At 52.1% G+C, this 16,402-nt stretch carries 13 protein-coding genes and 1 pseudogene; 4 read left to right on the top strand and 10 right to left on the bottom strand.

The features are described from left to right. Positions 1-36: 36 nt before the first annotated feature. The 7 genes and pseudogenes from A9180_RS16190 to ygiW all read right to left on the bottom strand — a co-directional run bounded on the left by A9180_RS16190 (position 37) and on the right by ygiW (position 10,283). Positions 37-2,256 (bottom strand): YgiQ family radical SAM protein, encoded by a 2,220-nt coding sequence (locus A9180_RS16190; protein WP_064529644.1) that lies wholly within the window; start codon positions 2,254-2,256, stop codon positions 37-39. Between the two features lie 541 nt (positions 2,257-2,797). Continuing rightward, the gene (gene ftsP / locus A9180_RS16180; RefSeq protein ID WP_064529642.1) at positions 2,798-4,210 is read right to left on the bottom strand and encodes a cell division protein FtsP; all 1,413 of its coding nucleotides are present in this window, start codon (positions 4,208-4,210) and stop codon (positions 2,798-2,800) included. 73 nt (positions 4,211-4,283) lie between these two features. After that, positions 4,284-5,021 (bottom strand): 1-acylglycerol-3-phosphate O-acyltransferase, encoded by a 738-nt coding sequence (gene plsC / locus A9180_RS16175; protein WP_000965725.1) that lies wholly within the window; start codon positions 5,019-5,021, stop codon positions 4,284-4,286. 233 nt (positions 5,022-5,254) lie between these two features. Beyond that, the gene (gene parC, locus A9180_RS16170) at positions 5,255-7,504 is read right to left on the bottom strand and encodes a DNA topoisomerase IV subunit A (RefSeq protein WP_064529641.1); all 2,250 of its coding nucleotides are present in this window, start codon (positions 7,502-7,504) and stop codon (positions 5,255-5,257) included. A gap of 137 nt (positions 7,505-7,641) precedes the next feature. Next, positions 7,642-9,249 (bottom strand): annotated as a pseudogene (locus tag A9180_RS16165) (ABC transporter substrate-binding protein). Between the two features lie 107 nt (positions 9,250-9,356). Then, complete coding sequence (locus A9180_RS16160) at positions 9,357-9,839, bottom strand: GyrI-like domain-containing protein (RefSeq protein WP_064529640.1); 483 nt, start codon at positions 9,837-9,839, stop codon at positions 9,357-9,359. 51 nt (positions 9,840-9,890) lie between these two features. Beyond that, positions 9,891-10,283: an OB fold stress tolerance protein YgiW gene (gene ygiW / locus A9180_RS16155; RefSeq protein WP_064529639.1), complete on the bottom strand. Its 393-nt coding sequence runs from the start codon at positions 10,281-10,283 to the stop codon at positions 9,891-9,893. Between the two features lie 151 nt (positions 10,284-10,434). On the opposite strand from ygiW, the gene qseB reads away from it, so the two are divergent. From qseB to A9180_RS16135, 4 genes are all read left to right on the top strand, one after another. Then, the gene (qseB, locus tag A9180_RS16150) at positions 10,435-11,094 is read left to right on the top strand and encodes a quorum sensing response regulator transcription factor QseB (protein WP_064529638.1); all 660 of its coding nucleotides are present in this window, start codon (positions 10,435-10,437) and stop codon (positions 11,092-11,094) included. After that, positions 11,091-12,440, top strand: coding sequence for a quorum sensing histidine kinase QseC (qseC, locus tag A9180_RS16145; RefSeq protein ID WP_064529637.1), 1,350 nt, complete (start codon positions 11,091-11,093; stop codon positions 12,438-12,440). Before qseB ends, qseC begins: the two co-directional genes overlap by 4 nt. Positions 12,441-12,549: 109 nt before the next feature. Beyond that, positions 12,550-13,131: an NADPH:quinone oxidoreductase MdaB gene (gene mdaB, locus A9180_RS16140; protein ID WP_000065430.1), complete on the top strand. Its 582-nt coding sequence runs from the start codon at positions 12,550-12,552 to the stop codon at positions 13,129-13,131. A 30-nt stretch (positions 13,132-13,161) separates the two neighbouring features. Then, positions 13,162-13,476 (top strand): putative quinol monooxygenase, encoded by a 315-nt coding sequence (locus A9180_RS16135; protein WP_064529636.1) that lies wholly within the window; start codon positions 13,162-13,164, stop codon positions 13,474-13,476. Positions 13,477-13,520: 44 nt separating this feature from the next. Here A9180_RS16135 and A9180_RS16130 read toward each other — a convergent pair whose 3' ends face one another. The 3 genes from A9180_RS16130 to A9180_RS16120 are packed head-to-tail and all read right to left on the bottom strand — an operon-like array spanning position 13,521 to position 16,400. Then, positions 13,521-14,408 (bottom strand): MurR/RpiR family transcriptional regulator, encoded by an 888-nt coding sequence (locus A9180_RS16130; protein WP_064529635.1) that lies wholly within the window; start codon positions 14,406-14,408, stop codon positions 13,521-13,523. Then, on the bottom strand, positions 14,405-15,352 hold the full coding sequence (locus A9180_RS16125; RefSeq protein ID WP_064529634.1) for an iron-siderophore ABC transporter substrate-binding protein: 948 nt from the start codon (positions 15,350-15,352) through the stop codon (positions 14,405-14,407). Before A9180_RS16125 ends, A9180_RS16130 begins: the two co-directional genes overlap by 4 nt. 10 nt (positions 15,353-15,362) lie before the next feature. Further along, positions 15,363-16,400: a FecCD family ABC transporter permease gene (locus tag A9180_RS16120; RefSeq protein ID WP_064529865.1), complete on the bottom strand. Its 1,038-nt coding sequence runs from the start codon at positions 16,398-16,400 to the stop codon at positions 15,363-15,365. Positions 16,401-16,402: the final 2 nt, after the last annotated feature.

The following is a 16,402-nucleotide window of genomic DNA, read 5'->3' as shown; positions in this document are numbered from 1 at the left end:
ATATCCCCGGCAGCACTCAGTTACCGGGGATATTTTTTAACGTCCGACCGCCGCTTTAGGCCGTTTCTTCGCACCAGCATTTACCGGGCGAGATTGCGTAGAGGGCGCTTTTTTTGCCGTCGCAGGCGTCTGGCGCTGAGTCGCCATCGGCGTATGTTTGGTCAATGCCGGGCGGGTATTGCGGTTCTGACGACGCGCTTCGCGCATCTCTTCAATGGTTGGCGCAGGCACTAAGCAATCGCGACGGCTGCCAATCAGATGCTTTTTACCCATTGCTTCCAGCGCCTGACGGATTAACGGCCAGTTTGCCGGATCGTGGTAACGCAACAACGCTTTATGCAAACGACGCTGCTTGTCGCCCTTCGGTACGAAGACGTCTTCGCTCTTATAACCAATCTTCGCCAGCGGGTTTTTCCCGGTGTAATACATGGTGGTGGAGTTAGCCAGCGGTGACGGATAGAAGTTCTGTACCTGGTCGAGACGGAAGCGATGCTTTTTCAGCCACAGCGCCAGGTTAACCATATCTTCATCACGCGTACCGGGGTGCGCAGAGATGAAATACGGGATCAAATACTGCTCTTTACCTGCCTGTTTCGAGTAGGTGTCGAACAGCTCTTTAAAGCGGTCATAGCTGCCCATGCCCGGCTTCATCATCTTCGACAACGGCCCTTCTTCGGTGTGTTCCGGGGCAATTTTCAGATAACCACCGACGTGATGGGTCGCCAGCTCTTTGATATAGCGCGGATCTTCCACGGCGATGTCATAACGCACGCCTGAGGCGATCAGGATCTTCTTGATGCCTTTGAGATCGCGAGCGCGGCGATAGAGGTTGATCGTCGGTTCGTGGTTCGTGTCCATATGCGGACAAATATCCGGGTAAACGCACGATAAGCGGCGGCAGGTCTGCTCGGCGCGCGGTGATTTACAGCGCAACATATACATGTTGGCCGTTGGGCCGCCGAGATCGGAAATCACGCCCGTAAAACCAGGAACAGTGTCGCGGATCGCTTCGATCTCATTAATGATCGAATCTTCCGAACGGCTCTGAATAATACGCCCTTCGTGCTCGGTAATAGAACAGAAAGAGCAGCCGCCAAAGCAGCCACGCATAATATTGACCGAGAAACGGATCATCTCGTAAGCCGGAATACGGGCATTACCGTAAGCCGGATGCGGGACACGCTTGTACGGCAGCGCAAAGACGCTATCCATCTCTTCGGTAGAAAGCGGTATTGCAGGTGGGTTGATCCACACATAGCGGTCGCCGTGTTTTTGCATCAACGCACGGGCGCAGCCTGGGTTGGTTTCGTGGTGCAGAATACGCGAAGCATGAGCGTACAGCACTTTATCGCCCTTCACTTTCTCGAAAGAAGGCAGCAACACGTAGGTTTTTTCCCACGGTTTCGGGCGTGGCGGCTGCACGGTAACAGCTTTGGCTTCTTGTTTTTTCGGTGCCACCGGTTTGTTATCAGCGCACGGCAGGTCTTCACCATACGGATGCGGGATCGGGTCTATTTTCCCTGGGGTATCGAGACGGGTCGAATCCACGCCGCTCCAGCCAGGCAACGCTTCTTTCACGATAATCGCAGTATTACGTACATCGCGGATTTCACTAATCGGCTCGCCCATCGCCAGACGATGCGCCACTTCCACCAGCGGACGCTCACCGTTACCGAACATCAGCATGTCGGCCTTGGAATCCACCAGCACCGAACGGCGCACGGTATCAGACCAGTAATCATAATGCGCGGTACGGCGCAGGCTGGCTTCGATTCCACCAAGGATCACCGGCACATCTTTCCACGCCTCTTTACAACGCTGGGTATAAACCAGGGTGGCGCGATCCGGGCGCTTACCTGCGACGTTATCCGGCGTGTAAGCGTCGTCATGACGCAAACGGCGATCGGCAGTGTAACGGTTGATCATCGAGTCCATGTTGCCTGCGGTAACGCCGAAAAACAGATTCGGTTTACCCAGACGCATAAAATCGTCTTTGCTGCTCCAGTCCGGCTGGGCGATGATCCCAACGCGAAAGCCCTGCGCTTCCAGCATACGACCGCAAATCGCCATCCCGAAACTCGGGTGATCGACATACGCGTCGCCTGTAACCAAAATGATGTCGCAGCTATCCCAGCCAAGTTGATCCATCTCTTCACGAGACATCGGCAAAAACGGTGCCGGTCCAAAACAGGCGGCCCAGTACTGCGGCCAGGAGAACAGGTCGCGATCCGGTTGGATCAGGGAGATAGAGCTCATTTTGCATCCAGAAATGGTAAAAAAATAATCAAAGGCCGGGGATTATAAGCTGGAACGAAAGAGAAATCGAAAAGTTAATGCGATGTTTTCATCGGATGATGCCACTCCCGGTTGGTTTACGGCTTTGCACACCGCGAGGATTGCAGATGGCGTAATCGATTCGCCGGTAATACTGACGTTTTCGCCTGGAGGCTTTGTTCAACCGCAGAACAGAATTGTATCTGGCTCATTCCGGCAGACAAAAAAATTGCCGAGGTGATGCATAAAACTGGCTGAAAAAAGACAAAAACATAAACTAACCGTGAGTTAATCCAGTAAAGCAATAAGGTTGCAATACAAAGAATAATAAACTGGGGCGCAACACCCCATAGCAGAACGCGACGAATCCCCTTAGATTCAACAGCGCACGCCGTTATGATTAACAACGCCAGTCCATACCCCATCCAAAGAAGGGGAAGTACCAAAATAATCATCCATCCCAGGCCATCCATGATTCATCCTTGTATCGCCCCACTTCGCTGTGGGGCGATGAATTGGTCCATTACGGCACTGGATTGACCAACAGTTGCCCTATCGAGCCACGGTCCGCCATTTCCAGCGTCTGGCTATTAAAGTAGAACGGAAAGTGCGCCCAGGAAGGCTGACCGAAATAGACAAGCAACTCAACTTGTCCGTCGACCCAAACGGTATCTTTCCAGCCTCTGTCTTCCGGGAACGGCATTGCGCCGTTAACGTTGCGGATCTGGAACATCACGCCTTCAATATGGAACGCTTGCGGTTCATCTGCTCGCACGATCCAGCGCTCCCACGTTCCTTGCTGCGCGGTGACATCAATACGGTTGACGTCCCACAACTTCCCATTGATACCTGGATCGTCACCCAGGCTAATATCACGACTACGAATCGGCGAACCGGCCATAATTTCAGTCGGCAACAAGCGCATTGGCAGGCTGTCAGTGACCAGCGGCAGTAGCCCAGTCGGACGCAACGTTAGCACCAGCGTAGAAACCAGAATGCTGGATGGCTCAAAGAAGCCACGAATACGATCAACGATACTCGCCGCTTCACCACAGGTGATAGACACTTCATCACCGTTGCTCATATCCACCAGAATCTCACGACGCTCGCCCGGCGCCAGGGAAAGTTGTTTTACCGACACTGGCGCAGGCAGGAATCCCTGATCGCCTGAAATCACATGCAATGGACGTCCGTCGCTCATCTGCAATTGATAACGACGGGAGTTCGACGCATTCAACAAACGCAGGCGCACCCAGCCACGCGAGACTTCAACGTACGGGCTTTGCACACCGTTAACCAGTAGCGTATCGCCAACAAAGCCACCGCTTCCTGGTTCGTTATATTCTGGTGTGCCAAAGTTATCCAGGCGTTTATCCTGAATAATGACCGGAAAATCATCGACACCATAATGGTTAGGAATGGGCAGTGACTTGCTGACTTCATCTTCCACCAGCCACATTCCGGCAAGGCCATTGTAGACTTGTTGAGCAGTGCGGTTCGGCGTATTAGCGTGATACCACAAGGTCGCAGCGTTCTGGCGGATTGGCAACACGGGCGCCCAGTCAGCATTAGGCGACATCATGCGCGCCGGGCCCCCCATCAGCGGACCTGGTACCTGTAACCCGGCAACCGTCATTGAGACATTTTCCGTTAGTCGGTTGCTGTAAATAAGCTTAACATCGTCGCCCTTCCAGACACGGATTGTCGGCCCAAGGTAACGACCATTGATACCCCAAACCGACGCACGCGTCCCTGGCGTAAATGACCAGTGCGCGCGCTGTACTGTCATAAACAGCGGTTGCCCACGGCGAGATTCAAGCAGCGGCGGAACGGGCAACGGTTGCTGTTGCCCGGCTGCGCTTGCCTTCAGGGGGACAGCGCCTGCACAGAGTGCAATCCCCGATGCCTGAATGAACTGACGCCGACTGAGTGACATATTTGCTCCATGTAAAACTGGCTAAAGTAAAACTGTGCAGGAAAACGTTCCCGCAAAAATCCAGATTGCCGACTTAAACTTTTCCGGCAGCTTCGCGCTCTGCGACTTCTTTATCGAGCTCGGCGATTTTTTGTTCCATTATCGAACGACAATGGGCAGCCAGCTCGCGAACCTGATCTTTACCATATTGACTGACGTCAATCGGCGGCAGCATTTCTACGATCACTAAACCATTATTCAGTCGATTGAGATTAATCTTATTCGAAGTCGTGGAAACACACACGGGAATAATCGGCACACCTGCCGCAATCGCCGCATGAAATGCCCCGGTTTTAAACGGCAGCAGGCCGCGACCACGGCTACGCGTACCTTCCGGGAACATCCAGATGGAAATACGGCGTTTTTTAAAGTGATTCACCACTTCCGCAATGGTACCGTGCGCCTTAGTACGGTTGTTTCTGTCGATCAATAAGTTACCGGTTAACCAGTACAACTGCCCAAAGAAGGGGATCCACAGCAAACTCTTTTTACCCACAGTGACCGTCGGCGGCTGCACGATGTTTGATGCCGTCACCATGTCATAGTTGTTCTGATGGTTAGCAATATAGATAGCATTACCGTAGCTTTCAGCGTCAGCAGGTTTGCGACATTCGACCTTCAGGCCGTACAGCGGCGCAAGACGACCAAACATATGCCCGAAGGTGGCCACATGCTTCGGATTACGCGGGCTGAAAAGGCAGTAAATGGAGCCGAATACACAGACTAAGATGCTGTAAATAACGGTAATAATAAGACGAAAGATATATAGCATAACACCCTCTGAAGATCTGAGAGACTGGCATTGTACGTCACCTGAAATCAGGTTAGGGCATTGTTAAAAGCCGCTCTCCGGAAAAGCGTATTGTTAATCGCAACGCATGAATAAACAACGGTTTCAAGGGAATTTTTATTGTTTACACGGACTAAATGCAGTACCGGATGACGACTTCAACGTTTCATCCGGCTTACCTTAGTGGCAGGAGAAGGTGCGCCCTCTCCTGCATTTTACTCTTCGCTGTCAGCACGCCGCGGGGAGTCAATCTCGACACGGTCGATACGCTGCAAACCACGCATCAATGTGCCGCGACGGCCACGCTCACCGGTCACCTTCAGCAGCTCTTCCGGACGCAGTTTGATTTTGCGTTTCCCAACATGAATCGTCAGCGTACTTTGTGGAGGCAGTACATACAGATGAGCAAGGCCATCCTCGCCCCGGGCGGCTTCTGCCGACGGAATGTTGATGATCTTGTTGCCTTTACCCTTCGACAGTTGCGGAAGCTCACTGACCGGGAACATCAGCATACGTCCAGCCAGAGTAATCGCCAGCAACATATCGGAAGGATCCTGAATCACCACTGGCGGCATAACATGCGCGTTTTCTGGCAGAGTAATCAGTGCCTTACCTGCACGGTTACGCGCCACCAGATCGTTAAAGGTACAGACGAATCCGTAACCTGCATCGGACGCCATCAACAGTTTCTGATCGTCGCTTTCCATTAGCATGTGATCAACGGTAGCGCCTGGCGGCAACGTCAGTTTACCGGTGAGTGGTTCGCCCTGACCACGCGCTGAGGGCAGCGTAATGGGGTCGATGGCGTAGCTGCGTCCGGTAGAGTCAACAAACACCACTGGCTGGTTACTCTTGCCTTTCACCGCAGCTTTAAAGCTGTCACCCGCTTTGTAGTTCAGACCAGGGGCGTCGATATCATGACCTTTGGCGCTACGCACCCAGCCCATCTGCGACAACACAATGGTAACCGGCTCAGACGGCAGCATGTCGTGCTCGCTCATCGCTTTCGCTTCTTCGCGTTCCTGCAGCGGCGAACGGCGATCGTCGCCATACGCTTGTGCGTCGGCCTGTAGCTCTTTCTTCAGCAGGTTATTCATTTTACGCTCGGAAGCCAGAATGCCCTGCAACTGGTCGCGCTCTTTTTCCAGCTCGTTCTGCTCACCACGAATCTTCATCTCTTCCAGTTTGGCGAGATGACGCAGTTTCAGTTCGAGGATCGCTTCCGCCTGAGTTTCTGTAATGCCAAAGCGCGACATCAGCGCCGGTTTCGGTTCATCTTCATTACGAATGATCTCAATCACTTCGTCGATGTTGAGAAACGCCACCAGCAAACCTTCCAGAATATGCAGGCGCTTGAGGACTTTCTCCAGACGATAGTTCAGACGGCGGCGCACGGTATCGCGGCGGAACACCAGCCATTCAGAGAGGATTTCCCGCAGGTTTTTCACCGCCGGACGACCATCCAGACCGATCATATTGAGGTTAATGCGATAGCTCTTTTCCAGATCGGTGGTAGCGAAGAGGTGGTTCATCACCTGATCCATATCCACGCGGTTGGAACGCGGCACAATCACCAGACGGGTTGGGTTCTCGTGGTCAGATTCATCGCGTAGATCGTCAACCATCGGCAGCTTCTTGTTGCGCATTTGCGCAGCAATCTGCTCCAGCACGCGCGCGCCAGAAACCTGATGCGGTAGTGCGCTGATAACCACTGCGCCATCTTCTTTTTTCCACACCGCACGCATACGCACAGAACCGCGACCGTTTTCGTAGATTTTGCGGATCTCGGCGCGGGAAGTGATGATTTCCGCTTCGGTCGGGTAGTCCGGCCCCTGCACGATATCCAGTAACTGGTCGAGCGTGGTATTGGGCTGCTCAATTAAGGCGATTGCCGCCTGCGCGACTTCACGCAGGTTGTGCGGCGGAATATCCGTCGCCATGCCGACGGCAATGCCGGTGGTGCCGTTAAGTAAAATATTCGGCAAGCGGGCAGGAAGCATTTTCGGCTCTTGCAACGTGCCATCGAAGTTTGGCACCCAATCCGCCGTTCCTTGCCCCAGTTCACTTAATAAAAGCTCGGAATATTTCGACAGGCGGGATTCGGTGTAACGCATTGCCGCGAACGATTTCGGATCGTCCGGCGCCCCCCAGTTCCCCTGCCCGTCCACCAGCGGATAACGGTAAGAGAATGGCTGCGCCATCAGCACCATCGCTTCATAGCAGGCGCTGTCGCCATGCGGATGGTATTTACCCAGTACGTCACCGACGGTACGAGCCGATTTTTTAAATTTGGCGGTAGAATTCAGGCCCAGTTCTGACATCGCATACACAATGCGGCGCTGAACGGGTTTCAGACCATCACCAATAAACGGCAACGCACGGTCCATGATCACGTACATGGAGTAGTTTAAGTAGGCGTTCTCCGTAAACTCATGCAGCGCAAGGCGCTCTGCCATATCGCTCATTAATTCTGATTCCTCAACTTATTCGCCAGCCTTCAAAGGGGCAATATTGCTGGAGATACTACATTATCTGCCGCGTCGAGTCACAGGAGATCAGCGTCATTAGCGCCGCCGGACGTGCTCCGACGGCGATAAAGGCATCAATGTGCCTTGATATACAACTCTTTGCTGTAGACATAATCCTGAGGATTATGCAGCGGGAAACCGCCAACGTAGGGTTTAAGCAGTTTGATCAGCGGTTGATAGTAGATGGGAATGAGCGGTGCCTGCTGGTTAATAATGGCCTCGGCCTGTTGATACAGCGCATTACGTTTTCCCGCATCGGTGGTTTGCACGGCCTGATTCAATAACGCGTCATACTGTGCGTTTTTCCAATGACCGACGTTCTCTTCACTATCGCTTTTAAGCGTGTTCAGAAAGGTGGATGCATCATTATACGTCGCATCCCACGACTGCCGCGACAACATGAAATCACCGCTACGTCGGGCATCGAGATACGTTTTCCATTCCATCGTTCGCAACGTCACCTGTGCGCCAAGCTATTTTTTCCATTCGGAAGACAAGGCTATCGCCGTTTTCTCATGCAGATCGTATTTGTTGTAGAACAGTTCAAAGCGTAGCGGGTGAGAGGCGTCGTATCCCGCCTGTTTCAGCAAGGCTTTTGCCGTCGCCACGCGCTCACTCATTGGCTGTTGCAGTTCATCGAACGTCGGTGCGTTAAAGCCTTCAACCTCTGGCGGCGTCAACGTGGCTGCAGGCGTTCGCTGCCCAAGTACCTTTTGCGCGATTAACTGTCTGTCGACCGTCAGATATAACGCCCGCCGCACACGCACGTCGTCAAACGGCGTTTTCTGCGTATTGAAGTTATAATATTCGCTGTTCAGACGCGGGATAATCTGCAACTCGCCTGGCAACGATTTTTCGATAGCCGGAATTTGCTTCGCCGGAACCCAGGTCAGATCGACCTCTCCCGCGCGATAGCGGTTATAACCGGTGACCGCATTATCCAGCGCCAGATACTCGACCTGCTGCAAAACGGTATGCTCTGCATCGCGATACTTAGAATTTTTGCGAGCAGTAATCTTTTCGTTAACTACCCATTTATCAAGCACAAAGGCACCGTTGTAAACCATATGTTCTGGCTTACTCCAGCTATCGCCATATTTCGCTATTACATGATGTGGAACAGGAAACAACGTCGGCCAGGCTAACATTGTCGTAAACCACGGCACGGGCTGCTCAAGCGTGACTTCAAGGGTGCGTTCATCCGTCGCTTTCACGCCTAACGATGAGACATCCGCTTTTCCCGCCGCGATAGCCGCTGCATTTTTAATATGCGCCTGCGCCAGATAGCCAGCAAAAGGACTTGCTGTTTTGGGGTCAGCCGCGCGCTGCCAGCCGAGGACAAAATCCTGCGCTGTCAGAGGCTGACCATCAGACCACTGTAGGCCGTTGCGTAAATGGAAAACATAGCGTTTGCCGCCATCAGACACTTCCCAGGACTCGGCCTGAGCGGGTTGCACTTTGCCTTCGCTGTCCATCCATACCAGACCTTCAAACAGATCCAGCACAATCTGCGCGGCAGTATTCTCCTCAACCTTTTGCGGGTCGAGTGTGCCTGGATCGCTATGATTGTTGTAACGAAAGACTTGTTGCGAAGAGAGCGGAGTATTGGCGGGAACGTCAGCGGCGTAGAGAGGAGTCGCACTTACCAGGCTGACCAGCCATAATAAATTTCGCGTATACATGGTATTCCTTACCGGAGAAATTATAAGCCCGACAACAATACGCCTGTGGCATTGTTAGCTCAAACTTATCGCGAGTGATTTAGTTCACACTCCGGAAAAGATCCCCTTCACATTAACGGCACATAAACATCCGTTTTCAATTGCTGCTCTGCTATCCCTTCGCCCAGGTTGGTGTAATGAAACAGAATCGGAGCGTTACGTATTTTCTCGCCGCTTTCAGGAAGCCAGCTGCGAATGATTGTCCAGATGGTGTGAGATATGTTATCCAGGTCGCCAACATGGCGGGCTACGGCATAACGTCCCGACGTAAGTTCACCATTACTCACCCCATAACGATTCTCCGGAATCGGTTCGTTAACGCTGCCACAAATATCAAAGCGAAACGCATCTGGCGCGGTGGTGGCAGGATCGTCCCAGGCGACGCCAAAAGTCTGGCTTTGGTTAACAGGAGAAAGCCCCGTCTCTTTGCGCCACATGATAAATTTTGCCACGCTGTAGTTGAGCAACTCAGGGCTACAGCGATGTGGCAACATCGCCACAGGGATTGATGGGAAATCGATAATGTTTACATCCAGTGTCAGGTTTGTCATTTTGCCTCCCTGCGAAATTATTCCCGGGAACGCGTCCCGGGAGCGGTAAAATTACGGGTTCACTTTGCTGATCTGTTTAACGTCAATTTCAACAGAGTTCCAGTCTTTATCCACTTCGCCCTGAATCTCAACCGTATCTTTCGGCGTAACTGTCACACCGTTCCAGCGTTTGTGGTCGATATCTACATTGATGGTGCCGCTGGCATCTTTGAACAGGTACAGATCGTCAGAGATGCGCTCAACGATATTGCCGCGCAGAGTTACCCAGGTGTCGTCACGCAGAGATTTCGCGTTTTCTACGTTAGTGACACTGCCGTTCGGCCCCTGGAATCCACCAGTCTGACTTTGTGTTGCCGATGGGCCAGAAAAACCACCCTGCTCTGCTGCCATTACCGGTGCGCTGCACAGAGCCATTACTGCAATTACTGCTGCTAATTTTTTCATGTTTGTTACTCCCTTTAATGTCTGTTTCCGGGCATTAAACAAGATAGTCCTTAACAACTTCTTAAGGAAAAAAAAGAAAATTTAGGGCTGTACAGAGCACGTTACAACACGGTTTACTTGCAACAAATACAGTTATCGCAGGGATGAAAAGATGCGAATTTTACTGATAGAAGATGACATGCTGATTGGCGATGGCATCAAAACAGGTCTGAGTAAGATGGGTTTTAGCGTCGACTGGTTTACGGAAGGTCGTCAGGGAAAAGAGGCGCTTTATAGCGCGCCTTATGACGCGGTGATCCTTGATTTAACCTTACCGGGAATGGATGGTCGCGATATTTTACGCGAGTGGCGGGGTAAAGGTCAGCGTGAACCGGTACTGATTCTCACCGCACGCGACGCTCTGGCCGAACGCGTGGAAGGTTTGCGCCTGGGCGCGGACGATTATCTATGCAAACCTTTTGCGTTGATAGAAGTCGCAGCCAGGCTGGAGGCTCTGATGCGCCGAACCAACGGCCAGGCCAGCAACGAGCTGCGCCACGGTAACGTAATGCTCGACCCCGGCAAACGGATCGCCACGCTGGCAGGTGAATCCTTAACGTTAAAGCCAAAAGAGTTTGCCCTACTAGAACTCTTAATGCGCAACGCCGGTCGGGTACTGCCGCGCAAACTGATTGAAGAAAAACTGTATACCTGGGACGAAGAGGTCACCAGCAATGCCGTCGAAGTGCATGTACATCACCTGCGGCGCAAACTCGGCAGTGACTTTATTCGTACCGTTCACGGTATAGGCTACACATTAGGTGAAAAATGAAATTTACCCAACGCCTTAGTCTGCGAGTCAGACTGACGCTGATCTTTTTGATTCTGGCCTCGGTGACCTGGCTGCTTTCCAGTTTTGTCGCCTGGAAGCAAACAACGGATAACGTCGATGAGTTGTTCGATACCCAGTTAATGCTGTTTGCCAAACGGTTAAGTACGCTCGATCTCAACGAAATCAATGCGGCAGATCGTATGGCAAGAACGCCGAAGAAATTCAAACACGGTCATGTAGATGATGATGCACTGACCTTTGCCGTCTTTACCCACGATGGAAAAATGGTGCTCAACGATGGCGACAATGGAGAAGATATTCCCTATAGCTATCAACGTGAAGGTTTTGCTGACGGGCAACTGATAGGTGATAAAGATCAATGGCGTTTTATCTGGATGACATCACCTGATGGTAAATATCGCATCGCTGTCGGTCAGGAATGGGAATACCGTGAAGACATGGCGCTGGCGATTGTTACCGGACAGCTCATTCCGTGGCTTGTCGCGCTACCGATTATGTTAATCATCATGATGGTACTGCTGGGCCGTGAACTCTCACCACTGAACAAACTGGCGCTGGCGCTACGTATGCGCGATCCCGACTCGGAAAAACCGCTCGACACCACCGGTGTGCCGAGCGAAGTGCGTCCGCTGGTTGAGTCGCTGAATCAACTTTTCGAACGTACACATGCGATGATGGTTCGTGAGCGACGCTTTACCTCCGATGCCGCTCACGAACTGCGTAGCCCGTTAACCGCGCTGAAAGTACAAACCGAAGTCGCGCAGCTTTCTGACGACGATCCACAGGCACGAAAAAAAGCCCTGATGCAATTACATTCCGGGATCGATCGCGCCACACGCCTGGTTGACCAACTGCTCACTTTGTCGCGGCTGGATTCGCTGGATAATCTTCAGGACGTCGCGGAAATCCCACTTGAAGATCTCCTGCAATCGTCGGTAATGGATATTTACCACACGGCGCAGCAGGCGAAAATTGACGTGCGGCTGACGCTCAATGCCCAAGGCATCAAACGCACCGGACAACCGCTATTGTTAAGTCTACTGGTACGAAATCTGCTGGATAACGCTGTGCGCTACAGTCCACAAGGCAGCGTGGTGGACGTCACGCTGAATGCCGATAATTTCACCGTAAGGGATAACGGCCCCGGAGTAACGCCAGAGGCACTGGCGCGAATTGGTGAACGCTTCTATCGCCCACCGGGACAAACCGCCACCGGCAGCGGGCTTGGGCTGTCGATTGTCCAGCGAATCGCCAGGTTGCATGGTATGAATGTTGTGTTTGGGAATGCAAAACAAGGTGGATTTGAGGCGAAAGTGAGCTGGTAGTGGTGATATTGTTGCTAAATTCGCAAAAGACTTTGCACATTTTGCTAATTTCACCGTGCCGCTCTGTGACGTACTATAGTCGACAAACTTCTCACCTTGAGGATAAAAAATGAGCAATATCCTGATTATCAACGGCGCGAAGAAATTCGCCCACTCCAATGGTCAACTGAACGACACCCTGACCGAAGTCGCGGATGGCACGCTGCGCGACCTCGGGCATGATGTCCGCATCGTTCGCGCCGACAGCGACTACGATGTCAAAGCCGAAGTACAAAACTTTCTCTGGGCTGATGTGGTTATCTGGCAGATGCCTGGCTGGTGGATGGGCGCGCCGTGGACGGTGAAAAAATACATTGATGATGTGTTCACCGAAGGTCACGGCACGCTGTATGCCAGCGATGGTCGTACTCGTAAAGACCCGTCGAAAAAATACGGTTCCGGCGGCCTGGTACAGGGCAAAAAATATATGCTTTCCCTGACCTGGAACGCCCCAATGGAAGCCTTCACCGAAAAAGACCAGTTCTTCCACGGCGTTGGCGTTGACGGCGTGTATCTGCCATTCCATAAAGCAAACCAATTCCTCGGTATGGAACCGCTGCCGACATTTATCGCTAATGACGTGATAAAAATGCCTGATGTACCCCGCTATACTGAAGAATATCGCAAGCATCTTGTAGAGATTTTTGGTTAACTAGGGCTCTGGCTTTAGAAGGAGTTAACCATGATTACAGTAATCGCAGAAATCCGTACTCGTCCTGGTCAGCATCACCGTCAGGCGGTATTGGAGCAGTTTGCTAAAATCGTTCCAACAGTTCTGAAGGAAGAAGGTTGCCACGGCTACGCGCCAATGGTGGATTGCGCTGCTGGCGTGAGTTTCCAGTCTATGGCACCGGACTCTATCGTGATGATTGAGCAGTGGGAAAGCATTGCCCATCTTGAAGCGCATTTGCAGACGCCGCACATGAAAGCGTACAGCGAAGCCGTAAAAGGCGATGTGCTGGAGATGAATATTCGTATCCTGCAACCGGGGCTTTGATGTTTCTGAAGAGAGGCCGGTGTTGCTACCGGCCTCAGGTCAGATTAGCCATTTTTTCTTCCCGTTTTCAAACCCCGATGGAAATCGTTAATTCGCTTAATGGTTTTAACCGCACGCTGCGGCACTGCGGAAGCCACCGACCAGACAATCATTTCCAGGCACAACAATACCGTACCATGTAGCGGCGTTTTCCCCTTTTCATCCCCGCGCGGAACATGAATCACGATACTGGCGTCTTTGCTAAAACGCGAATCCAGCGCGTTTGTCAGCAAAATAACAGGGATCCCCAGCCGTCTCGCTTCACGCAGCGTTGTCAGCCCTTCCCGGTGCGCAGATTTTTGCGCCATCATGATCAGAACATCGCCACGTTGAAGCGCGATCAGTTGCTCGGCAAGGCCAATACCAGTACGGTTTAGCGCCGTGGCGGGTAAGCCAATGCGATTGAATAACCGTGCGGTATAGTCCGCCAGGATACCCGAAGCGCCAATGCCAAAAATAACAACTTGCCGCGCCTGCACCAGCATGGCTACCGCTTGTGCAAGCGCGTGGCGGTTTTCAGGCTCTGACAGGACATTACAGGTGTACAAATGCCCTTCAAGAACAAAATCGATTGCGGTGTTAACATCGCTCGTCAAGTTACTCACCGTCGTAGACATCTTTTCGCTGGAACTAAGGGCAGGACCAAGCCACTGTTCCAGTGTGCGTTTCAGATCGCGCAGCCCGGCAAACCCCAGGGCCTGGATAGCCCGAATCACTGTGGCATCGGAAGTGTTCAATGTGGCTGCAATTTCCATCGCCGTTTGCTCCAGTACCACTTCACGATGTTCATTAATGTAGCTGGCGACGGCTCTTAACCCCGGAGTTAACTGACTGGCGCGAGTGCGGAAACGCTCACCAAAAATATCAACACGCGTTTTGTCTTTCTGGATCATTTGGCCTCCGGTAAAGGTCGCCCCGCAATTTGTGATTGTATCTGCGCAGCCATCAACCCAAGGGATGCAAAGGAGTTAGAAATCGCCTCTTCACGAGAAATCAGCACATAGCGCCCGGAACGACAGGCCGTAAGAAACTGGCACCATCCCGGCATCACTTTTTCCATCGCTGCCAGCTCGTCCTGAGGCTTACCACCAGTGTCACCACGCCAGGTTGCAAAAACAAAATCGGCATCCAGTTCAGGCAAACGCTCCGCGCTTACATCCATTCGCCCACCTTCAGGAATGCTCTCAATCAGCGGTGGAAAACGAAAACCAGCATCGCGTAATACCCGCCCCAGCGAATGATAGCTATGCATCACATTAATTTTTCCCTGGTTTGCCTGAATCACCGATACCGTTATTTTTTGGCTGTCCAGCGTCGCCTTCAGCGCATCGATTTGTGCCTGATAGCGGCGTTCAAGTATCGCCAGCTGCGCCTGTGTTCCTGTAAGTTCTGCCAGCTTGCGGTAGATTTCTGGCGCCCCCCCTTTGAGATGATCAATGCTCACCGTGGGCGCAATTTTTTCCAGTTGTTCAATGGGCGTATTACGGGTCGGTTCTGTGATGATCAGGTCAGGCTTTGCCGCCACAATCGCTTCAATATCAATATCGGCTGTTCCAATGAAGGCTATTGATGAATTATCGAAGTCGACACCTGTCAGTAACGCACCGGATCGAATGAAATGGCTACCGTCAGGGCGTGTACGTCCGTGGCTGGCGACCGGGGGAACACCAAGTTCAATCAAAGGAATAGTGATATCAAGGTCGTGTAAAGAGACAATTCTCTTTGGATGTGCAGGCACTGTGACTTTGCGCCCTAAATCATCGGTAAACACCTGAACAGGCTCTGTTGCACGAGCAAAAAATGCCAACAGTATCAGCAGAGAAAAAAATAAACGCATATAACTCCCGTTAAAAACTGTTCCTGCGCTGCCAGAGCAGTAGCAAAAAAAATGGTCCACCAATCAGTGAGATAACGATTCCCGCAGGGAGTTGCAAAGGCAAAAAAGCCAAACGCCCAATGCTATCCGCCAGGATGACTAACAACGCCCCCGATACGGCGCTCCCCAGCAATAATGTCGTATGCCCGCCACGCAGAATAAAACGTGATATATGGGGTGCTATCAGCCCGACAAAGCCGATGTTGCCAACACAAGAAACGCAGACGGCTGTCAGGATTATTGGTGCGGCTACACGTAACAACGCCAGGCGAGAACTATTCACGCCTAACCCGGTTGCAACATGATGACCCAGCAGAGCGATATCCGCAGTCCGGGCTGTGAACAGCAATAAAAGAGCGGCTGGCAACATCCAACAGGCTGAAATACCGACTAACATCCAGTTAGCTGCATGCAGGCTTCCCGATAACCACATCAATGCAGTTTGTACATCACGAACATCTGCAGTGGTCATAAATACACCGATTCCGGCAGCGAAAAACCAGGACACGCCAATGCCAATCAGAACAAATCGCGGGCGGGAAATATCGCGCGCGCAAAAAATCACGATTAAAGCCACCAACAAGCCACCAGCAAGACCCGCCACGGGACGCCAGAACATTCCCAGCATTGGAAACTGAAAAATCAGCCACAGCACAGCCACGCTACATCCTTCTTTGACGCCGATTAAACCCGGGTCGGCAAGGCCGTTACGCGCAATGGATTGCATTGCGGCCCCTGCCATACCTAACATGGCCCCGCATAGCAATGCCATGATGACTCTCGGCAAGCGGATATCCTGCACAATATAACGTGCGTCGGTGCTTACGTTTTCTGGAGCAAACAACGCACGTCCTACTTCCGATGCCGGGACGGAGAAAGAACCATGCATCAGACCGAATATCAGTATTCCAACCGCAAACAGAGACAGTCCACTAAGCAACAGCAGATTTTTAGGGCGAATCAGTGTCGAAAACTTACCAACACGTAGTGGGCGTAGCCCGACGTTCATTA

It is taken from the genome of Escherichia sp. B1147, assembly GCF_001660175.1.
Classification (GTDB): domain Bacteria; phylum Pseudomonadota; class Gammaproteobacteria; order Enterobacterales; family Enterobacteriaceae; genus Escherichia; species Escherichia whittamii.
The sequence above is the reverse complement of the archived record's forward strand: the minus strand, read 5'-3'. Positions and strand labels throughout refer to the sequence as shown.